Annotated in this window: 12 protein-coding genes; 10 read left to right on the top strand and 2 right to left on the bottom strand. The window is 76.4% G+C overall.

The annotated features are described in order from the left end of the window. Nucleotides 1-8: 8 nt before the first annotated feature. The gene (locus BJY14_RS35960; protein ID WP_179849853.1) at nucleotides 9-644 is read right to left on the bottom strand and encodes an ACT domain-containing protein; all 636 of its coding nucleotides are present in this window, start codon (nucleotides 642-644) and stop codon (nucleotides 9-11) included. Nucleotides 645-838: 194 nt separating this feature from the next. On the opposite strand from BJY14_RS35960, the gene grpE reads away from it, so the two are divergent. From grpE to BJY14_RS35920, 8 genes are all read left to right on the top strand, one after another. Further along, entirely contained in the window at nucleotides 839-1,522 is a 684-nt protein-coding gene (gene grpE, locus BJY14_RS47500; RefSeq protein WP_312879572.1) for a nucleotide exchange factor GrpE, read from the top strand. Between the two features lie 5 nt (nucleotides 1,523-1,527). After that, nucleotides 1,528-3,111 (top strand): Hsp70 family protein, encoded by a 1,584-nt coding sequence (locus BJY14_RS35950; RefSeq protein WP_179847677.1) that lies wholly within the window; start codon nucleotides 1,528-1,530, stop codon nucleotides 3,109-3,111. 28 nt (nucleotides 3,112-3,139) lie between these two features. Then, nucleotides 3,140-5,821, top strand: coding sequence for a SaeA-related protein (locus BJY14_RS35945; protein WP_179847676.1), 2,682 nt, complete (start codon nucleotides 3,140-3,142; stop codon nucleotides 5,819-5,821). Then, the gene (locus BJY14_RS35940; RefSeq protein ID WP_179847675.1) at nucleotides 5,821-7,092 is read left to right on the top strand and encodes a TRAFAC clade GTPase domain-containing protein; all 1,272 of its coding nucleotides are present in this window, start codon (nucleotides 5,821-5,823) and stop codon (nucleotides 7,090-7,092) included. Before BJY14_RS35945 ends, BJY14_RS35940 begins: the two co-directional genes overlap by 1 nt. 2 nt (nucleotides 7,093-7,094) lie before the next feature. Then, entirely contained in the window at nucleotides 7,095-9,317 is a 2,223-nt protein-coding gene (locus tag BJY14_RS35935) for a GAP1-N2 domain-containing protein (protein WP_179847674.1), read from the top strand. After that, nucleotides 9,314-11,035 (top strand): TRAFAC clade GTPase domain-containing protein, encoded by a 1,722-nt coding sequence (locus tag BJY14_RS35930; protein WP_179847673.1) that lies wholly within the window; start codon nucleotides 9,314-9,316, stop codon nucleotides 11,033-11,035. Before BJY14_RS35935 ends, BJY14_RS35930 begins: the two co-directional genes overlap by 4 nt. A 114-nt stretch (nucleotides 11,036-11,149) precedes the next feature. Next, on the top strand, nucleotides 11,150-11,761 hold the full coding sequence (locus BJY14_RS35925; RefSeq protein ID WP_179847672.1) for a malonic semialdehyde reductase: 612 nt from the start codon (nucleotides 11,150-11,152) through the stop codon (nucleotides 11,759-11,761). Between the two features lie 29 nt (nucleotides 11,762-11,790). Then, complete coding sequence (locus BJY14_RS35920; RefSeq protein WP_179847671.1) at nucleotides 11,791-13,035, top strand: multidrug effflux MFS transporter; 1,245 nt, start codon at nucleotides 11,791-11,793, stop codon at nucleotides 13,033-13,035. 23 nt (nucleotides 13,036-13,058) lie between these two features. Here BJY14_RS35920 and BJY14_RS35915 read toward each other — a convergent pair whose 3' ends face one another. Then, complete coding sequence (locus BJY14_RS35915) at nucleotides 13,059-13,694, bottom strand: TetR/AcrR family transcriptional regulator (protein ID WP_312879571.1); 636 nt, start codon at nucleotides 13,692-13,694, stop codon at nucleotides 13,059-13,061. 123 nt (nucleotides 13,695-13,817) lie between these two features. Between BJY14_RS35915 and BJY14_RS35910 the strand changes: the two genes are divergently transcribed. Together BJY14_RS35910 and BJY14_RS35905 are read left to right on the top strand one after the other, a co-directional pair. Beyond that, the gene (locus tag BJY14_RS35910; protein WP_179847669.1) at nucleotides 13,818-14,798 is read left to right on the top strand and encodes a phosphotriesterase family protein; all 981 of its coding nucleotides are present in this window, start codon (nucleotides 13,818-13,820) and stop codon (nucleotides 14,796-14,798) included. A 111-nt stretch (nucleotides 14,799-14,909) separates the two neighbouring features. Then, on the top strand, nucleotides 14,910-15,992 hold the full coding sequence (locus BJY14_RS35905; RefSeq protein ID WP_312879570.1) for a S1C family serine protease: 1,083 nt from the start codon (nucleotides 14,910-14,912) through the stop codon (nucleotides 15,990-15,992). The last annotated feature ends 59 nt before the right edge of the window (nucleotides 15,993-16,051 follow it).

The following is a 16,051-nucleotide window of genomic DNA, read 5'->3' as shown; positions in this document are numbered from 1 at the left end:
GCAGGCGCTCAGAGCGGGGCCGCGCCGCGGTGCAGGACGGCGTTCGCGGCCCCGGCGAGCTGCTCCAGCCGGAACACCTCCGTCCGGTGGAACGGCGGCGCGTCCGTCCGGGCGACCACGAGCGCGACCCCGCCCGCGGCGAGCGGGCACACCGCGAACCGCGTGCCGTCCGGCGCCGTGAACGCGCGCGGCCGCAGCGGCCGCAGCTCCGGCAGGGCGGCGCCCGGCTCGCCGCCGGAACTGGCGTGCACGAGGACCGGCTCGTCCTCCCCCTTCACCTCGGCGAGGCCCGCCCAGTCGGCGCTCAGGATGGCCGGGACGGCGTCGGCGAGGATCTCCAGACCGCGCTCCGGGACGGCGGCGACCTGGCCGATCACGGCCGCGTCCGGGAAGGCGCCCTGCGGCTCGGCGGTCGGCCAGACCCCGACGACCTCCACCCCCGGCACCGTGCCGAGCCCCCCGGCCAGCCGCTCGAAGTCGGCCCCGGTGGGCCACGCGACGGTGAAGTCGTCCATCGCCCGGCCGTTGTCGCGCTCCAGCACCGCCATCTGGACGACGTCCGCGCCCGCCGCGCCCAAGGTGCGCGCGACCTGGCCGAGCGAACCAGGGCGGTCCGGCAGGCGCACCCTTATCCGCAGCAACATCGCCACCTCCCGTCTCCGTGCGAGGCCCCCAGCTTCGGCGACACCCGTTTCCCCTGTGTTACCCACACGTGTCATCCCAAGAAAACGGCACGGAAAGTCGGTGCTGGAACGGTGGGCACGGGTCAAACTAGAGTCCGGTGGAGGTCATCGGTTGGCCTGACGTCTCCTGCCGCCCAGCATTAAGGTGACTCTACGTGTCGAGGGACGGGGAACCCCCAGTCAGCGAGGCCTCCGGTGCCGGGCCCGAGCCGCCGCGCGCCGGAGACGCCGGCGGCGCCGCCGCGGACGAGGCCGGCACGGTCGACGCCGGCGACGTCGGCACCGGCGCGGTGCTGCACGCCGAGGTGAGGGACGCCCTCGCCGGGCTCACCGCCCGCCTCGACCGCGAGCGAGAGCGCGCGGAGCACCGCGAGGCCGTCATCGACCGGCTGCACGAGGAGAACCAGCGGCTGCGGCGCGGAGAGCTGCAGGCGATGCTGGAGCCCGTCCGCACGGCGCTGTACCGGCTGCACGACCAGGCGCGCCGCGAGTCCGACCGGCTCCGCGCGCCCGACCTCGCCGACGCGCCCGACCCGCGGCGGACGGCGGCGCTGCTGGCCGCGCTGGCCGACGACGTCGCCGACGCGCTCGCGCGGCTCGGCGTCGAGCGGTTCACCGTCGAGCCGGGCGCCCCCTACGACGGGTCCCGGCACCGTCCGGTCGCGGTCACGCCGGTCGACGACCCCGTGGCGGACGGCACCGTCACGGACGTGCAGTCCGACGGGTTCGAGCAGAGCGGGAAGGTGCTGCGCAAGGCGGCGGTCAGCGTGGGCAGGCTCGCCGAGCCGGTGCCCGCCGCCGAGGCGACGCACAACGGACAGACGACGAACAGCGGGTGAGGGACATGGCCGTCTACGGGATCGACCTGGGAACGACGTACTCCTGCATTGCCTCCATCGACGATGTGGGCCGGCCCGCCGTCCAGCGGAACCTGGAGGGCACCGACACCACCCCGTCCGTCGTGTTCTTCGAGAGCGGGGAGAACGTCGTCGTCGGCCAGACCGCGAAGGACACCGCGGTCCTGGAGCCCGACAACGTCGTCAGCCTGATCAAGCGGGACATGGGCCGGGACGTCACGCGCCCCATCCACGGGATCGACTTCACGCCCGAGGAGGTGTCGGCGTTCATCCTGCTGAAGCTGGCGACGGACGCGCGCACCACGACGGGCGAGGAGGCCCGCGACGTCGTCATCACCGTCCCGGCCTACTTCGGCGTGGCCGAGCGCGACGCGACCCGCAAGGCGGGCCGCATCGCGGGCCTGAACGTCATCGACATCGTGTCCGAGCCGATCGCCGCCGCGATCACCTACGGCGTCCTCAACCCCGAGACCGACCGCACGATCCTGGTGTACGACCTCGGCGGCGGGACGTTCGACACCACGATCATCGCGCTGCGCGAGGGCCACATCGAGGTGGTGTGCACCGACGGCGACCACGAGCTCGGCGGCGCCGACTGGGACGCGCGGCTCGTGGAGCACCTCGCCGAGCGGTTCCGCGCCGAGCATCCGGGCGCCGGCGACCCGCTGGACGACCGGCAGACCGAGCAGCAGCTGCGCCGCGACGCCGAGGACGCCAAGAAGGCCCTCACCACCCGCACGTCCCACACCGTCCGGGTGATGCACGGCGGGCGGGTCGCCTCCGTCGAGGTGACGCGGGAGAAGCTGGAGGAGCTGACCAAGGACCTCCTCGACCGCACCGTGGAGATCACCGGCCGGACGCTGGCGACCGCCGCCGAGAAGGGGGTGGAGGACTACGACGACCTCGTCCTCGTCGGCGGCTCCACGAAGATGCCGGTCGTCGCGGCGCGGCTGCAGACCGAGCTCGGCCTCGCCCCCCGCCTCCAGGACCCCGACCTCGCGGTCGCCAAGGGCGCCGCCCTGTACGCGTTCGAGGAGACCTACCGGCGGCTCGTCCGGGAAGGCGCCGCCGAGCGCGCCGAGGAGATGGCGAACCGGGCCGGCCTGTCGGCCGAGCAGCAGAAGCAGATCGCCGGGCGGCGGATCAGGACGGTCGCCTCGCACGCGTTCGGGATCGTGGTCGTCGACCGGGAGACCGGCGCCGAGAGCGTCGCGCACCTCGTGCACGCCAACGACGAGCTCCCCGCCGCCAGGACCGAGGACTTCTTCACCGTCTACGACGACCAGGCCTCGGCCGACATCCGGGTGATGGAGCAGGCCGGCGTGGTGGAGTCCGCCGACCTGATCGACAACACCGAGATCGCGACCGGCGAGATCCGCGTCCCGCCGGGCAAGAAGTCGGGCTGGCCGATCGGGGTGACGTTCGCGCTCGACTCCTCCGGCCTGCTGAACGTCACGGCCGTGGAGAAGGAGACCGGCGAGCGGCTGGAACTGAAGGTGGACGTCGGCGGCATGTCGGAGGAGGAGGTCGAGCGCTCCCGCAAGGCCCTCTCCCGGGTCCAGGTCAGCTGAGCGGGCCGCGGATCCCCTGGAGGCGCCCGTGGCGTTCGACGAGGACTACCGGCGGGAGGTGCTGGAACCCGCGCGGGCCGCGGGCGACCAGCCCCCCGAGGACCTGCGCGTCCGGTACGCGCTCGACGGACCGTCCTCCAGCCCCCACCCACCGCCATTCAACGGACGAGCTCCGCTCGACGGACTGGACGCGGCGGCCGTCGCGGCGCGGGTCAGGCTGGTCCGGCAGTGCTGGCGGCGGGCGCGCGGGCAGCTGAAGTACCGCCGGCTCATCGACCGGCTGGAGGCCGAGCACCGCGAGCTGGCGCCGCTGTTCTCCGCCGCCGAGCGCGGCGACCCCCGCCCGCTGGAGGCGCGGCTGCGCGGCGGGCGCGAGCGCGCCGAGCGCCGCCTCGGCGAGGCCCGCGCCCGCCTCGCCGACGCGGCCGGGGCGCTGCGGATGGCCACGCCCGCCGAGGTCGAGGCCATCGCCCGCACCACCGGGGTGCGGGCCGCCGAGCTGGCGGAGCCGGCCGCCGCCGACGGCATCGAGATCCGCGAGCCCGACCCGCTGCCGTCCGCCGCGCCCTACCCGGCGTACCGGAAGGTGCGCGAGTCGCTGGAGGTCCTCGGCAGGCGCCACCTCGCCGACTTCCTGTTCGGCGCCCGCCTCACCGGTCCGATCCGCGTCCTGGACGGCTTCGCCGTGCCGGGCGGCGGCCCGCGCCCGGACGGGGACGCGGTCGCGGCCGCGAGCGCCGAGTGGGCGCGCCGCAGCCGCGACACCACCACCACGCACGCCGACACCGTGCTGGCCGCGCTGCGTTCGGGCGCCGACCTGCCCGCGCTGCTGCTGTTCGACATCGCCGACCGGCTCCGCGAGCGGCTGCGGCAGCGGGCGTCCGAGCGCGCCCTGCTCCGGTACGCCGCCGAGGAGCTGGGCGTCGAGCAGGGCGACGCCCGCCGCCTGGTGTTCGCCGTCGTGCGCGAGACCGACCCGGGCGGCGGCCTGCCGGGGCGGCTCCGGGCGCTGCTGGACGCCGGCGACGTGCACGCGGCGGCCGGGCTGGCCGACGCCGCGCGGGTCCCGCACCCCTCCCCCGGCGCCGAGCCGCCCGAGGAGCAGGTGCTCGCCGCCGAGGCCCGGCACCGCCTCGGCACCGCGCTGCGCCTGCGCGAGGCCGCGGCCGCCGAGCCCGACCCCGACCGCGCCCACCGCCTGCTCGCCGACGCGCTGCGCCTCGTCCGGGACCTGCCGGGCGCCGCCGCCCACCAGCGGCGCCTGCCGCCGCGCCCGGTCCCGGAGGTGCACCTCGACGTGGACGGCGCGTCGGTCCGGCTGTCCTGGGAGGATTCGCCGTCCACGGGGGGCGAGGTGGTCCACCACGTCGTGCGGCGGGAGGGCAGGGCGCCGCGCGACATGCGCGACGGCACGGCCGTCGGCGGGGCGCTGGACACCCGTCCCCCGGTCAACGTGCCGCTGTACTACGGGGTCGTCGCGGTGCGGGGCGAGGCCGCGGCGGCGCCGGCGGTGGCGGGGCCGGTGGTCGTGCGGCCCGATCCGGGCGAGGTCGAGCTGACCGCCGGGGACGGGCAGGTCACCGGACGCTGGCGGTGCCCGGCGGAGGCGGTGCGGGTCGTCGTGGCCCGGGACGGCCGGACCGTCGCGGCGGGCCGGGACGGGTTCCGCGAGCGCGTCCCGAACGGGCGGACGCACCACTACCGGATCGCCGCCGTCTACCTCGACGCGGCCGGGCGCGAGGTCGAGACGGCCGGGGTGCGGGCGTCGGCCACGCCGAGCGCGCCTCCCGAGCCGGTGTTCGAGCTGGCCGCCGAGACCGACGCGTCCGACCCCGGGCTGGTGCGGGCCCGGTTCGCGCCGCCCGCGCACGGGACGGTGGAGCTGGTGCTCTGCCAGGGGCCGCCGCCGTGGCCGCGCAGCGCGCTCGTCCCGCTGGAGGAGGTGCGGCGGGAGACGCGGCGGCTGGCGTGCGCGCAGGCGGAGGGAGGGCTCGCGGTGCGGCCGGGCGCCGGCGGGTGGCTGCTGGCGGTGACGGTCGCCGAGGGCACCGCCGCGATCGGCGCCTACCACCGGCACGTGAACCTGCCGCCGCCGCGACGGCTGGTCGCCGAGCGACGGGGCGCGTACGTGCACGTCGGGTTCGACTGGCCGCCGGACGTCGCGGAGGTCGACGTCGCCTACCGGATCGGGCGCGACGGCGGAGCGGAGCCCGCGCCGCCGGGCGATTCCGCCCGCGTCCCGGTCCGGGCCGCGCAGAGCGTCACCAGGGCCGCCTACGACACCCAGGGCGGGATCCGGCTGCCCGTCCCCGAGGACGAGCCGGTCGAGCTGTCAGTCGCCGCGGCCGGGACGGTCGGCGGCGCGCGGATGACCGGCCCGCCGGTGACCGCCGAGGTCGCGGCGCGCACGATCGTCCATTACGACGTGCTGCGTTCGGGCCCGCCGTGGCGGCGGACGCTGACCCTCCGGCTCACCTCGTCCCGGCCGCTGCGGGTGGCGCGGTTGTCGCTGGTGCTGCGCGCCGGGCGGGTCATGCCGCAGCGCGCCGCCGACGGCGAGACCCTCGGCGCGTGGGAGCGGGTGCCCGTGCCGGGCGAGCTGACGCTCGGCGCGCCGGCGGCGTCCGGTCCGTACTGGCTGCGCTGCTTCGCCGACGACGACGCCGTCGAGCTGAGCGATCCCCCCGTCCGCCGACTCCAGGTCCCCTGATGACGAGACCCCTGGCCCGGGTGGGAATCCCCGGCGTGCCGCCCCGGCAGGGCATCACCTGCCCCTACTGCTTCGCCTCGGTGGCGCCGCAGCGGATCCTGTTCCGGTGCCGGGGGCAGTCCGGGCGGCGGCAGGGCTGCATCCCCGTCCTGGACGAGCGGCTGGCCGGGTACACCGGGTCGACGGCGGGGGCGTCGCTGCCGCCGGCGTTCGCCGCGCCCGGGCGCAAGGGACGGGCCGACTGCCCCGGGTGCGGGCAGCCGACCGGGAACCGCGCCTGCCCCGAGTGCCACAACCCGCTGCCGTCGGCGTACTGCGACTCCCCCGGGCGGATCGTCGCGCTCGTCGGGGCGAAGAACGCCGGGAAGAGCACCTACATCGCCGTCCTGCTGCACGAGCTGATGAACCGGGTCGGGACGGAGCTGGACGCGTCGCTGGTCGCGTGCGACGACCGGACGATCGAGCGGTACAAGCGCGACTTCGCCCGGCCGCTGCTGGAGGAGCGGCGGCTGCTGCCGACGACGCCGAGCGCCGCGACCGGCCCGCGCGAGCCGCTGGTGTACCTGCTCACCCGGACCCGGTCCCGCAAGGGGCGCTTCTCCCGGCCCCGCAACGACTCGCTGGCGCTGGTGCTGTTCGACACCGCGGGCGAGGACCTGCGCAGCCGCGAGGCCACCGACCTGCACCTGCGGTACCTGGAGGCCGCCGACGCGGTCATCTTCCTGGTCGATCCGCTGGAGCTGCCCGGCGCGCGGCCGGGCGTGCTGGACGCGGTGCCGGGCCCGCGCGCGGGCGGAGACGATCCGGGGGCGGGCCTTCCGGGGGGCGATCCGGCGGGCGATCCGCTGGACGTCATCGCGCGCGTCACCGAGGTGCTGCGGCTGCGGCACGGCACCCGTCCGGGCGCGCCGCTCCCCGTCCCGGTCGCGGTCGCGCTCACCAAGATCGACGTGCTGCGGCCGGGGCTGCTGCGCCAGTCGGCGCTGCACCGGTCGCGGTCGGGGCAGGGGGTCCTCGACCTCGACGACAGGGACGCGGTGAACGCGCAGGTCCGCGCGCTCCTGCACGACTGGCAGGCGGGGCAGCTCGACACCTACCTCGGGCAGCAGTACGCCGACCACGCGCTGTTCGGCCTGTCGGCGCTCGGCGGCGTCCCGGAGGAGGGGCGCGTCGGCGCGGGCGGCGTCCGGCCGTACCGGGCGGAGGACCCGCTGCTGTGGCTGCTGTACCGGTTCGGCATGCTCGACGGCGTCCGTCCGGAAGGGACGTAGCGGTGGCCTGGCAGCTGCACTACACCTCCGCCCGGAGCGGGCCCACCGGCCGGGCCGGGTTCCAGTTCGTCGCCGAGACGCCCGGCCTGCCGGACGGGACGCGGGCCGCGGTCACGCCGTACCTGTCGTACCGTCCGCCGCCCGACGCGCCGCTGTCGCCGGGCGACGCCGAGCTGGACCTGTTCCCCGTCTCGCTGCTGTATGACGAGGTGGACGGCCGGCCCCTGCTGCTGCGGTGCCGCTACCTCGGCCGCGACTACTCGGGCCGCTACGGCAACTTCTTCGCGCACGCGGTGGTGGCCGAGCCCGAGGAGCTGGAGGGGCTGCGACCCGCCGAGCTGTGGCAGGCCGCGCACTGGACGCCGCTGCCCGCGCCGGGGGCCGTACTCGACCCGCTGGAGGAGCTGACGCCGGGCTCCGCGCTCGACCCGGAGGCCCTCGCCGGGTGGCTCGCCGCCGCCGGGCCCGGCGACCCGTACGCGCTGCTCGCCCGTCTGGTGGACGCCGTCGCGGGCGTGCTGGGGCGGGGCCACGGGCGGGTCGTCCTCGTCGCCGACGACGTGGAGGCGATCGCCCGCTGGATCGCGGTCGTGTCGTACTCGCTGCCGGTCGCGGCGGCGGCCCGGTTGTCGTTCGTCACCTACACCGCCGACCCGGACGGCGCCGCGCAGCGCCTGGTCGGCACGACGCCCGCCGTCTGGGCGACCGCCCAGAGCCACGCCTCCCACGCGTCCGTGTTCGACCTGCGCGACGGTGTCTCCGAGGGCCGGGCCAGCCGCTTCGCCAGGACCGTCGCCGGCTGCTGGCGCGCCCGCGACTTCGGCGGCCTGGACGCCCTGGCCGAACTGGCGCCGCTGGACGACCCCGCGCGGGAGGGCGCCGCCGCGCTGCTCGCGCTGTGCCGGGGCGAAGCGGGCATGACGCCGGACGAGGAGGCCGCGGCGGCGGAGCTGCTGGCGCGGCGCGGGACCGCCGTCCCCGCCTGGGTGTGGCGCGACCTCGCACCGGGCGTCCCGTCCATGGGGCTCGATCTGGCGCTCGCCGTGCACGAGCGGGCGCGGGCGGCGGGAGCGGCGGACCTCGCCCCCCGCTGCGCGCTCCGCGTCGGCGAGCTGGTCTCCGAGAGGCTCGCCGGGGCGTCCCGGCTGGCGGAGGTCGCGGAGGCGGCCGGTGTGGCGGAGCGGACCGGAGTCCCGGCCGATCCCGGCGAGGTGGCGGCGTCGGCGGCGCGCTGCGCCCGGCGCGGCCTCGCCGGGCTGGAGGGCGCGCTCGCCGGCTGCCCGGCCGGGCTGCGGGACGCGCTGCTGGACGGGGTCGTCGCCGGTCTCGCCGGATCCGGGGACCGGGCGGCCGCCCTCACCCCCGAGACCTGCGACCTGCTCTACGAGCACGCCGGGCGGCTGCGCGCCGCGCCCGGTGTCGCGGTCGCCGTGCTGGCGTCGGTCGGGCGGAGGCGTCCGGGCCGCCGGATCGCGGTGACGGGCCGGCTGCTGCGTCTGGACGGCGGCGGCACCGCCGACGTCGACGGGGCGCTCCGGGAGATCTGGGCGACGCCACCGTCCGCCGCCGCGTGCCTCGACCTGCTGGACGCCTGCGGGTCCGCGCCGCCGCCCCCGGCGCTGGCGGAGCTGCCGTCCCGGACCTTCGCGCGGCTCGCCTCCACCGGCGGCGACGGCCTCACCGACCCCGCGACGCTGCGGCTCGCCGAGCGGGTCCGCGCGCTCATGCCGGACGGGCCCGCCGGGCGCGACGCCGCCCTCGTCCAGGCGTACGGGATGGCCATCACCGCGGGCCCGCCGCGGGCCGCGCGGGCGCTGGAGCGCCTCGCCGACGCTGGCGGCGCCACCGAAAGCCTCGCCCGCGAGGCGTTCTCCGACGCGGCGCGGCGGCTGTCGCCCCGGCCGCCCGGCTTCCGGGCGGAACTGCTGGCGGCCGTGCCCGCCCCGGTGCGGGCGCGGGTCGCGCAGCGGTGGACGGCCGAGCTGCCCGGCCGGGTCCGCGCCGGCCGCGCGCCGCTGCGCGGCGGCGAGGTCGAGCGGCGCAACGAGCTGGTCGAGGTGGTGCTGCTGCTGCGCAGGCGCGGCGCGGCCGAGCCGTCCCTGGAGGCGTGGGCGCGGGCGGCGGCCCGGCGGTGGCTCGCGGCCAGGCAGCTCGACTCCCATCTGGCGCGCCGCCCCGAACTGCGGGACGAACTGCGGGCCCTTCTCCTGGAGGGCGCGCCGTGAACCCCGTCATCGTGCTGCTGCTGATCGCCGTGTGGGTGGGCGCCATGTGGCTCGGGTTCATGTACGTGTTCCCCGTGGTGTTCGCCGCGACGCTGGTCGTCGCCGGGGCCGCCGCGCTCGGCGTGTACTGCCTGCACGCGTGCCGGACGCTCGCGCCGTCCACGCTGGAGGGGCCCTCGCCGGTCGCCGAGCCCGCCGTCGCCTACCGGCACTACCTGCTCGGCCAGGTGTGGCGCGACTGGTGGACGATCAGCCGCACGGTCGTCCCGCAGGTGTACCGGACGGCCCGGAGCGTCGTGCTGAGCCTGACCCGGACGCTCCTCGGCGGCCCGTGGGGGTTCTTCGTCTTCCCGGTCTGGCTGGCGCTGTGCGCGGGCATCACCGCCGCCGCCGTTCCCGCGTCGGTGTTCGTCCTCGCGCTGACGGTCCTGTACGGGCTGGTCGCCGCGGTCGGGCTGGCGTCGTGGCTGGCGTGCGTGCTCGTCCTGGCGGCGGTCGAACGCGTCTTCATGGGGTACGCCCGCATCCTCCAGACGTGCCCGCACCCCTTCTGCTACGAGCGGATCGGGCTGCCGGAGTACGCGTGCCCGAGCTGCGGCGCGCGGCACCGGCGCCTCTCGCCGGGGGCGGGCGGCGCGTTCCGGCACGTGTGCCGGTGCGGGGCGCGGCTTCCCACGACCGTCCCGCTCGGGCGCTTCCGCCTGGCCGCGTACTGCCCGCACTGCGGGGGGCGGCTGCCCGAGCGCATCGGGCGCGTCCGCGTGGAGCCCCTGCCGTTCGTGGGCGGACCGGCCGCGGGCAAGACCACGTTCATGGTCCTCGGCATCAGGGCCCTGCACGCGCGGGCCCGCGCCGTCCACGGGCGGCTGTCGTTCGTCGAGCAGCGGCACGCGCAGGCGTACGCGGGCGCGATCCGCGAGTTCCAGCGCGGCGGGCGCCTGGCCAAGACCGGCCCGGAGCTGCCCCTGGCCACCATGGTGGACGTGGAGCTGCCGGGCCGCGCGCGCCGCATCCTCTACCTGTTCGACCCGGCGGGCGAGCACTACACGGGCGCGACGGAGGTCGAGTCGCTGCGCTACCTGGAGCACAGCGAGGCGCTGCTGTTCGTCGTGGACCCGTTCGCGCTCCCCCAGCTCCGCCGGTCGCTGACCGGGGACGAGAGGGAGTTCGTCGACGAGGCGGCCGCATCGTCGGAGGAGGATCCCGCCGACACCCTCCAGCGAGTGCTGAACGAGCTGCGCTCGCGTCCCGACCAGGGGCGGCAGAAACGCGTCGCCGTCGTCGTCACCAAGACCGACCTGCTGCTGCGCACGGAGATCGGCCGCGGTCTGGACCCGGGCGGCGACCCGCGCGACTGGCTCGACCGCGTCGGGCTGGGCAACACCGTGCGCACGCTCGACCAGGTCGCCGCCCAGGTGCGGTACTTCGCCTCCGGCCTCGGCACCGAGCCCGCCGCCGTCGCCGACCTGCTCGGCTGGGTGACGGGGCTGCCCGCCGCGGGCCCGCCGGACGGCGAGCGCCCGCCGGCCGACGTCCCGCCGGATCCTCCGGGGACTGCGCCGCTGCGCGCCCCGTGGCCGGTGCGCGGCCGCGACGCGGGCCGCGTCCCCGCCGGCTATCAGGTGGGGCGCTGGGCCGTGCTGGCCGGCGTGTCGGTCCTGACCGTCGCCACGATCGCGGGGGCGCTCGTCGCGGCGGCCGAACGCATCCCGTTCTGACCGGCCGCCCCGCCGGCCGCCTCTGTGTGACGCACCCCACTTCCTGACGTGGAAGATAACTGAACGTCATCGCATTGACCCCTTCGGAAAGCTTCCCCGTCCGAAAGGCGCGCCATGACGACGACCGCGAACCAGACCCCGCTGATCCTGGACCCCGCCGCGCAGGAGCTGCTGTTCCGCGGGGCGCGCACCGCCAACGCCTTCACCGGCGAGCCGGTCGGCGAGGAGCAGGTCCGCGCGATCTACGACCTGGTCAGGTGGGCCCCGACCGCCATGAACGCCCAGCCGCTGCGGATCGTGGACGTGCGCAGCCGGGAGGCGCGCGAGCGGCTGGTCCCGCTGATGAGCGAGGGCAACCGCGCCAAGACGGCGACGGCCCCGCTGACCCTGATCGCCGCCGCCGACGAGGACTTCCACGAGCACCTGCCGGTCACGTTCCCGCACCGGGAGGGCGCCCGCGAGGCCCTGCGCGACAGCCCCGGCCGCCCGGCGATGGCCCGGTTCAACGCCTCCCTCCAGCTCGGCTACCTGATCCTCGGGATCCGCGCCGCCGGTCTCGCCGCGGGGCCGATGTCCGGCTTCGACGCGGACGCCGTCGAGAAGGAGTTCTTCCCGGAGGGCAACCTCCGCCCCATCGCCGTGATCAACGCGGGCAGGCCCGCCCCGGACGCCTTCCGCCCCCGCAACCCGCGCCTGGACGCCGCGCAGGTCATCACCACCGTCTGAGCCTCCCCCGCCCCCGCTGGAGACCCCCCATGACCCAGGCGGCCGCCTCCGCCGGCTCCGAGCTGTCCGCGTCCCCTCCGGCCGGCCGGAGGCCCGTGCTGGTCCTCGTGCTGGGCGCGCTGACGGCGGTGGCGCCGCTGTCGATCGACATGTACCTGCCGGCGCTGCCCCGGATGTCGGCGGACCTGTCCACGGGCGCCGTGCAGGCGCAGCTCACGCTGACCGCGTGCGTCGTCGGCCTCGCCGTCGGGCAGGCGGTGGCGGGACCGCTGAGCGACAGGCTCGGCCGCCGCCGCCCGCTGCTGGCCGGCCTCGCCGCCTACACCGTCGCGTCGCTGCTGTGCGTCGCGGCGCCGAGCGTGGAGACCCTCATCGCGCTGCGGCTGGTGCAGGGCGCCGCCGGGGCCGCCGGGATCGTGATCGCGCGGGCGATCGTCCAGGACCTGTACGACGGCGTCGCGGCGGCCCGGTTCTTCTCGGTGCTGATGCTGGTGAACGGGCTGGCGCCGATCCTGGCGCCCGTCCTCGGCGGCCAGCTGCTGCGGGTCGTCCCGTGGCCGGGCGTGTTCGCGGTCCTCGCCGCGATCGGCGTCGCGCTGTTCCTCGGGTCGCTGCTCGGGCTGGCCGAGACGCTGCCGCCCGAACGGCGCGAGACGGGCGGGCCGCGCGCGACCGCCGCGGTCTGCGGGGCGCTCGTGCGGGACCGGGCGTTCACGGGGTACGGACTGGCGATCGGCCTGTCGTTCGCGGCGATGTTCACCTACATCTCGGGATCGCCGTTCGTGCTCCAGGACATCTACGGGATGTCGCCGCAGGGGTTCAGCGTCGCCTTCGGCGTCAACTCCCTCGGCATCGTCGCGGCGGGCCAGGCGGGCGCGCTGCTCGCCGGGCGGGTCGCGCTGACCCGGCTGCTGGCGGCCGGGCTCGCCGTCGTCGCGGCGGGCGGGGCGGTCCTCATGGCCGCCGTCCTCGCCGGATGGGGGCTCGGCGGGGTGCTGCCGGGCCTGTTCCTGGTCGCGAGCGGGCAGGGGCTGATCGGCCCCAACGCCACCGCCCTGGCGCTGGCCGGACGCCCACCGCGGGTGGCCGGGACCGCGTCGGCGCTGCTCGGCGTGGCCCAGTTCGCGCTGGGCGGCGCCGCCGCACCGCTGGCCGGCGTCGCCGGGCCGGGCACCGCCGTCCCGATGGCCGTGACCATCGCCGCGCTCGCGGTCCTCGCCGCGGCCGTCACCGCGGTCGCCTCCCGGGCCCCGAGGGGCGCGTCGCCGCCCTGACGGCGCGGCCCCGCGCGGTACCGTCAGGGCGTGGGCCGGTCCAGCGCGTCGAGGATGAACCCGGCGACCTCGTCGGCGAGCCGCGCGGCGGGCTTGGGGCCGTCCGCCCGGTACCAGGACGGCATCTGGTTGACCATGCCGAGCGCGACGATCGTGATCGTCTCCGCGGGGGTCCCGGTGCCGAACACGCCGTCCCGCTGGCCCTGCTCGATGAGGCCCCGGAACGTCACGTGGTAGCGGCGGCGGTCGGCGCGGACCGAGCGCATCCGGGCGTGGTCCAGCCGGTGCATCTCGCGGGCGAACACCTTCGCCTCGTCGATGTGCTCGGCGGTGCTGCGGATCAGCCCGGTCAGCACCGCGTGGACGGCCTCGCGCGGCGGCAGCCCCCGCGCCAGCACCGCGCCGAGGTCGGCGAGCTGGCGGGCGATCAGCGAGTGGTAGATCTCGTAGAGCAGGTCGTCCTTGGAGTCGAAGTAGTGGTACAGCGCGCCCTTGGTGACCTCGGCGGCCTCCACGACGCTCTGCACGGGCGTCCCGTCGAAGCCGCGCTCGGCGAACAGCCGCAGCGCCGCGTCCAGGATCCGCCGCTCGACCGCGCTCTGCCGGACGGGCGCCGTGGACTCCGGCACCGGGCCGGGTGTCGGATCGGCCTGCGTCACCTGCTCACCTCCTCCCGCGCGGCGGCATTGACTCCGGCGCGCCCCGAGCCCTAGCTTGCCAGAAACCGACCGGTCGGTATGCCCCCCGCAGAGCCAATATCGCACCCGCAGAGGAACCATCGAATGCCCGCAGTTGAGACCGTCCGCGGCCCCGTCGACGCCGCCGCCCTCGGGCGCACGCTGATGCACGAGCACGTCTTCGTGCTCGGCGCCGAGAACGTCCAGAACTACGGCGCGGGCGACTGGTGGGACGAGGAGGAGAAGGTCGCCGACGCGGCCGGCAAGCTGCGCGAGCTGGCCGGGCTCGGCGTCACCACCATCGCCGACCCCACGGTGTGGGGGCTCGGCCGCTACCTCCCGCGCATCCAGCGGGTCAACGAGCGGGTGCCGGAGCTCAACATCATCGTGGCGACGGGCATCTACACCTACAACGACGTGCCGTTTCAGTTCCACCACCGGGGTCCCGGAACGCTGGTGGACCAGGGCCCCGACCCCATGATCGCCGACTTCACCCGCGACCTGACCGAGGGCATCGCCGGGACGGGGGTCAGGGCCGCCTTCCTCAAGTGCGCCGTGGACGCCCCCGGCCTCACGCCCGGCGTCGAGCGGGTGCTGCGGGCCGTCGCCGCGGCGCACCGCGAGACGGGCGCGCCGGTCACCGTGCACACCGAGAGCTCGATCCACGCGGGCCGGACGGTCGTGGGCCTGCTCGGCGAGGAGGGCGTGGACCTCGCCAAGGTCGTCGTGGGGCACGCGGGCGACAGCAACGACCTCGACTACCTGATGGAGCTGGCCGACACGGGCGCGATCCTCGGCATGGACCGCTTCGGCCTCGACATCATCAACCCGACCTCCGAGCGGGTCGCGACCGTCGCGGCCCTGTGCGAGCGGGGCTACGCCGACCGGATGGTCCTCAGCCACGACGCGTCCTGCTTCATCGACTGGTTCGGCCCCGACCCCGCGACGGTGCCCGCGATGCAGCCGAACTGGAACTACCGGCACATCAGCGAGGACGTCCTGCCCGCCCTGCGCGCCGCCGGCGTCTCCGACGGGCAGATCGACCAGATGCTCGTGGAGAACCCCCGCCGCTACTTCACCCGCTGAGCCCCCGGCGCGGGCCCGGCCGGGGGCCCGCGCCGCGTTGCCCTCCCTTCTTTCGGACTAATTGCCCGGAATCGGGAATCATGGGAGGAACCTGCGGGAGGAGGCATCCAGGTGAGCGAGGACTCCGGGCGCCGCGCCCGCGCCGCGATCCCGTTGCTGCTGGTGGCGCTCCTGGCCCTCCTCGCCCCCGGCTGCCGGGTCGTGGAGAGCGGGACCCCGCAGGACGCCCCGCCCTCCGCCGCGGCGACCCGCAACAAGCACGCCAAGCCCAGCGGGCGGCGGCCGGGCGTGGTCAACATCGAGACCGAGCAGACGCTGAACGGCACCCGCGCCGCCGGGACGGGCATCGTGCTCACCGCGTCCGGCCTCGTGCTGACCAACAACCACGTCATCCAGGGCGCCACCGCGATCAAGGGGACCGACGTCGACAACCGCCGCGGCTACACGGCGCAGGTCGTGGGCTACGACCGGGCCGGCGACATCGCGGTGATCCGGCTGTCGGGGGCCACCCGGCTGAAGGCCGCCGCGTTCGCCTCCGCGGAGGGCGTCGAGGTCGGCGACACGGTCACCGCCGTCGGCAACGCGGGCGGCAAGGGCGGCACGCCCACCGTCGTCACCGGCAGGGTCACCGCGCTGGAGCAGTCGGTCACCGCGCGCGACGACAGCAACGGCACCTCCGAGCGGCTCGCCGGCCTGATCGAGACGAACGCGCCGATCCGGCCGGGCGACTCCGGCGGGCCGCTGCTGGACACCTCCGGCAAGGTCATCGGCATCAACACCGCGGCGTCCGCCGGGTTCTCGGTGAAGGACGCCGAGCAGCGCAAGGACCACCGGGGGTACGCCATCCCGTCCGACCGGGCGCTGGAGGTCGCGCGGCAGATCCAGCGCGGCGAGGCGTCCTCGACCGTGCACATCGGCCCGACCGCGATGCTCGGCGTCAAGGTCCGCCCGAACGGCCGCTCCCCCGGCGCGCTGGTCGCCGAGCTCGTGCCCGGCTCCCCCGCCGAGGCCGCCGGGGTCCCCGTCGGGGGCGTCATCGTCGCCTTCGGCGACGCCTCCGTCGACACCCCGTCCACCCTCACGACCCTGATGCTGGCCCGCCACCCGGGCGACGCCGTCCGGATCGAGTGGACGACGAGCCGGGGCGACCGCATGGCGGGGACCGTCCACCTGACCGAAGGCCCGCCCCAGTAGCGCGCCGGACCGCCGCTACCGTGCGACAGTGGGGTTGTCGGCCGACCACGAGGATGTGC

Source organism: Actinomadura luteofluorescens (assembly GCF_013409365.1).
Classification (GTDB): domain Bacteria; phylum Actinomycetota; class Actinomycetes; order Streptosporangiales; family Streptosporangiaceae; genus Spirillospora; species Spirillospora luteofluorescens.
Note: the sequence above shows the minus strand (reverse complement) of the source record. Positions and strands in the feature narration are given on the sequence as shown.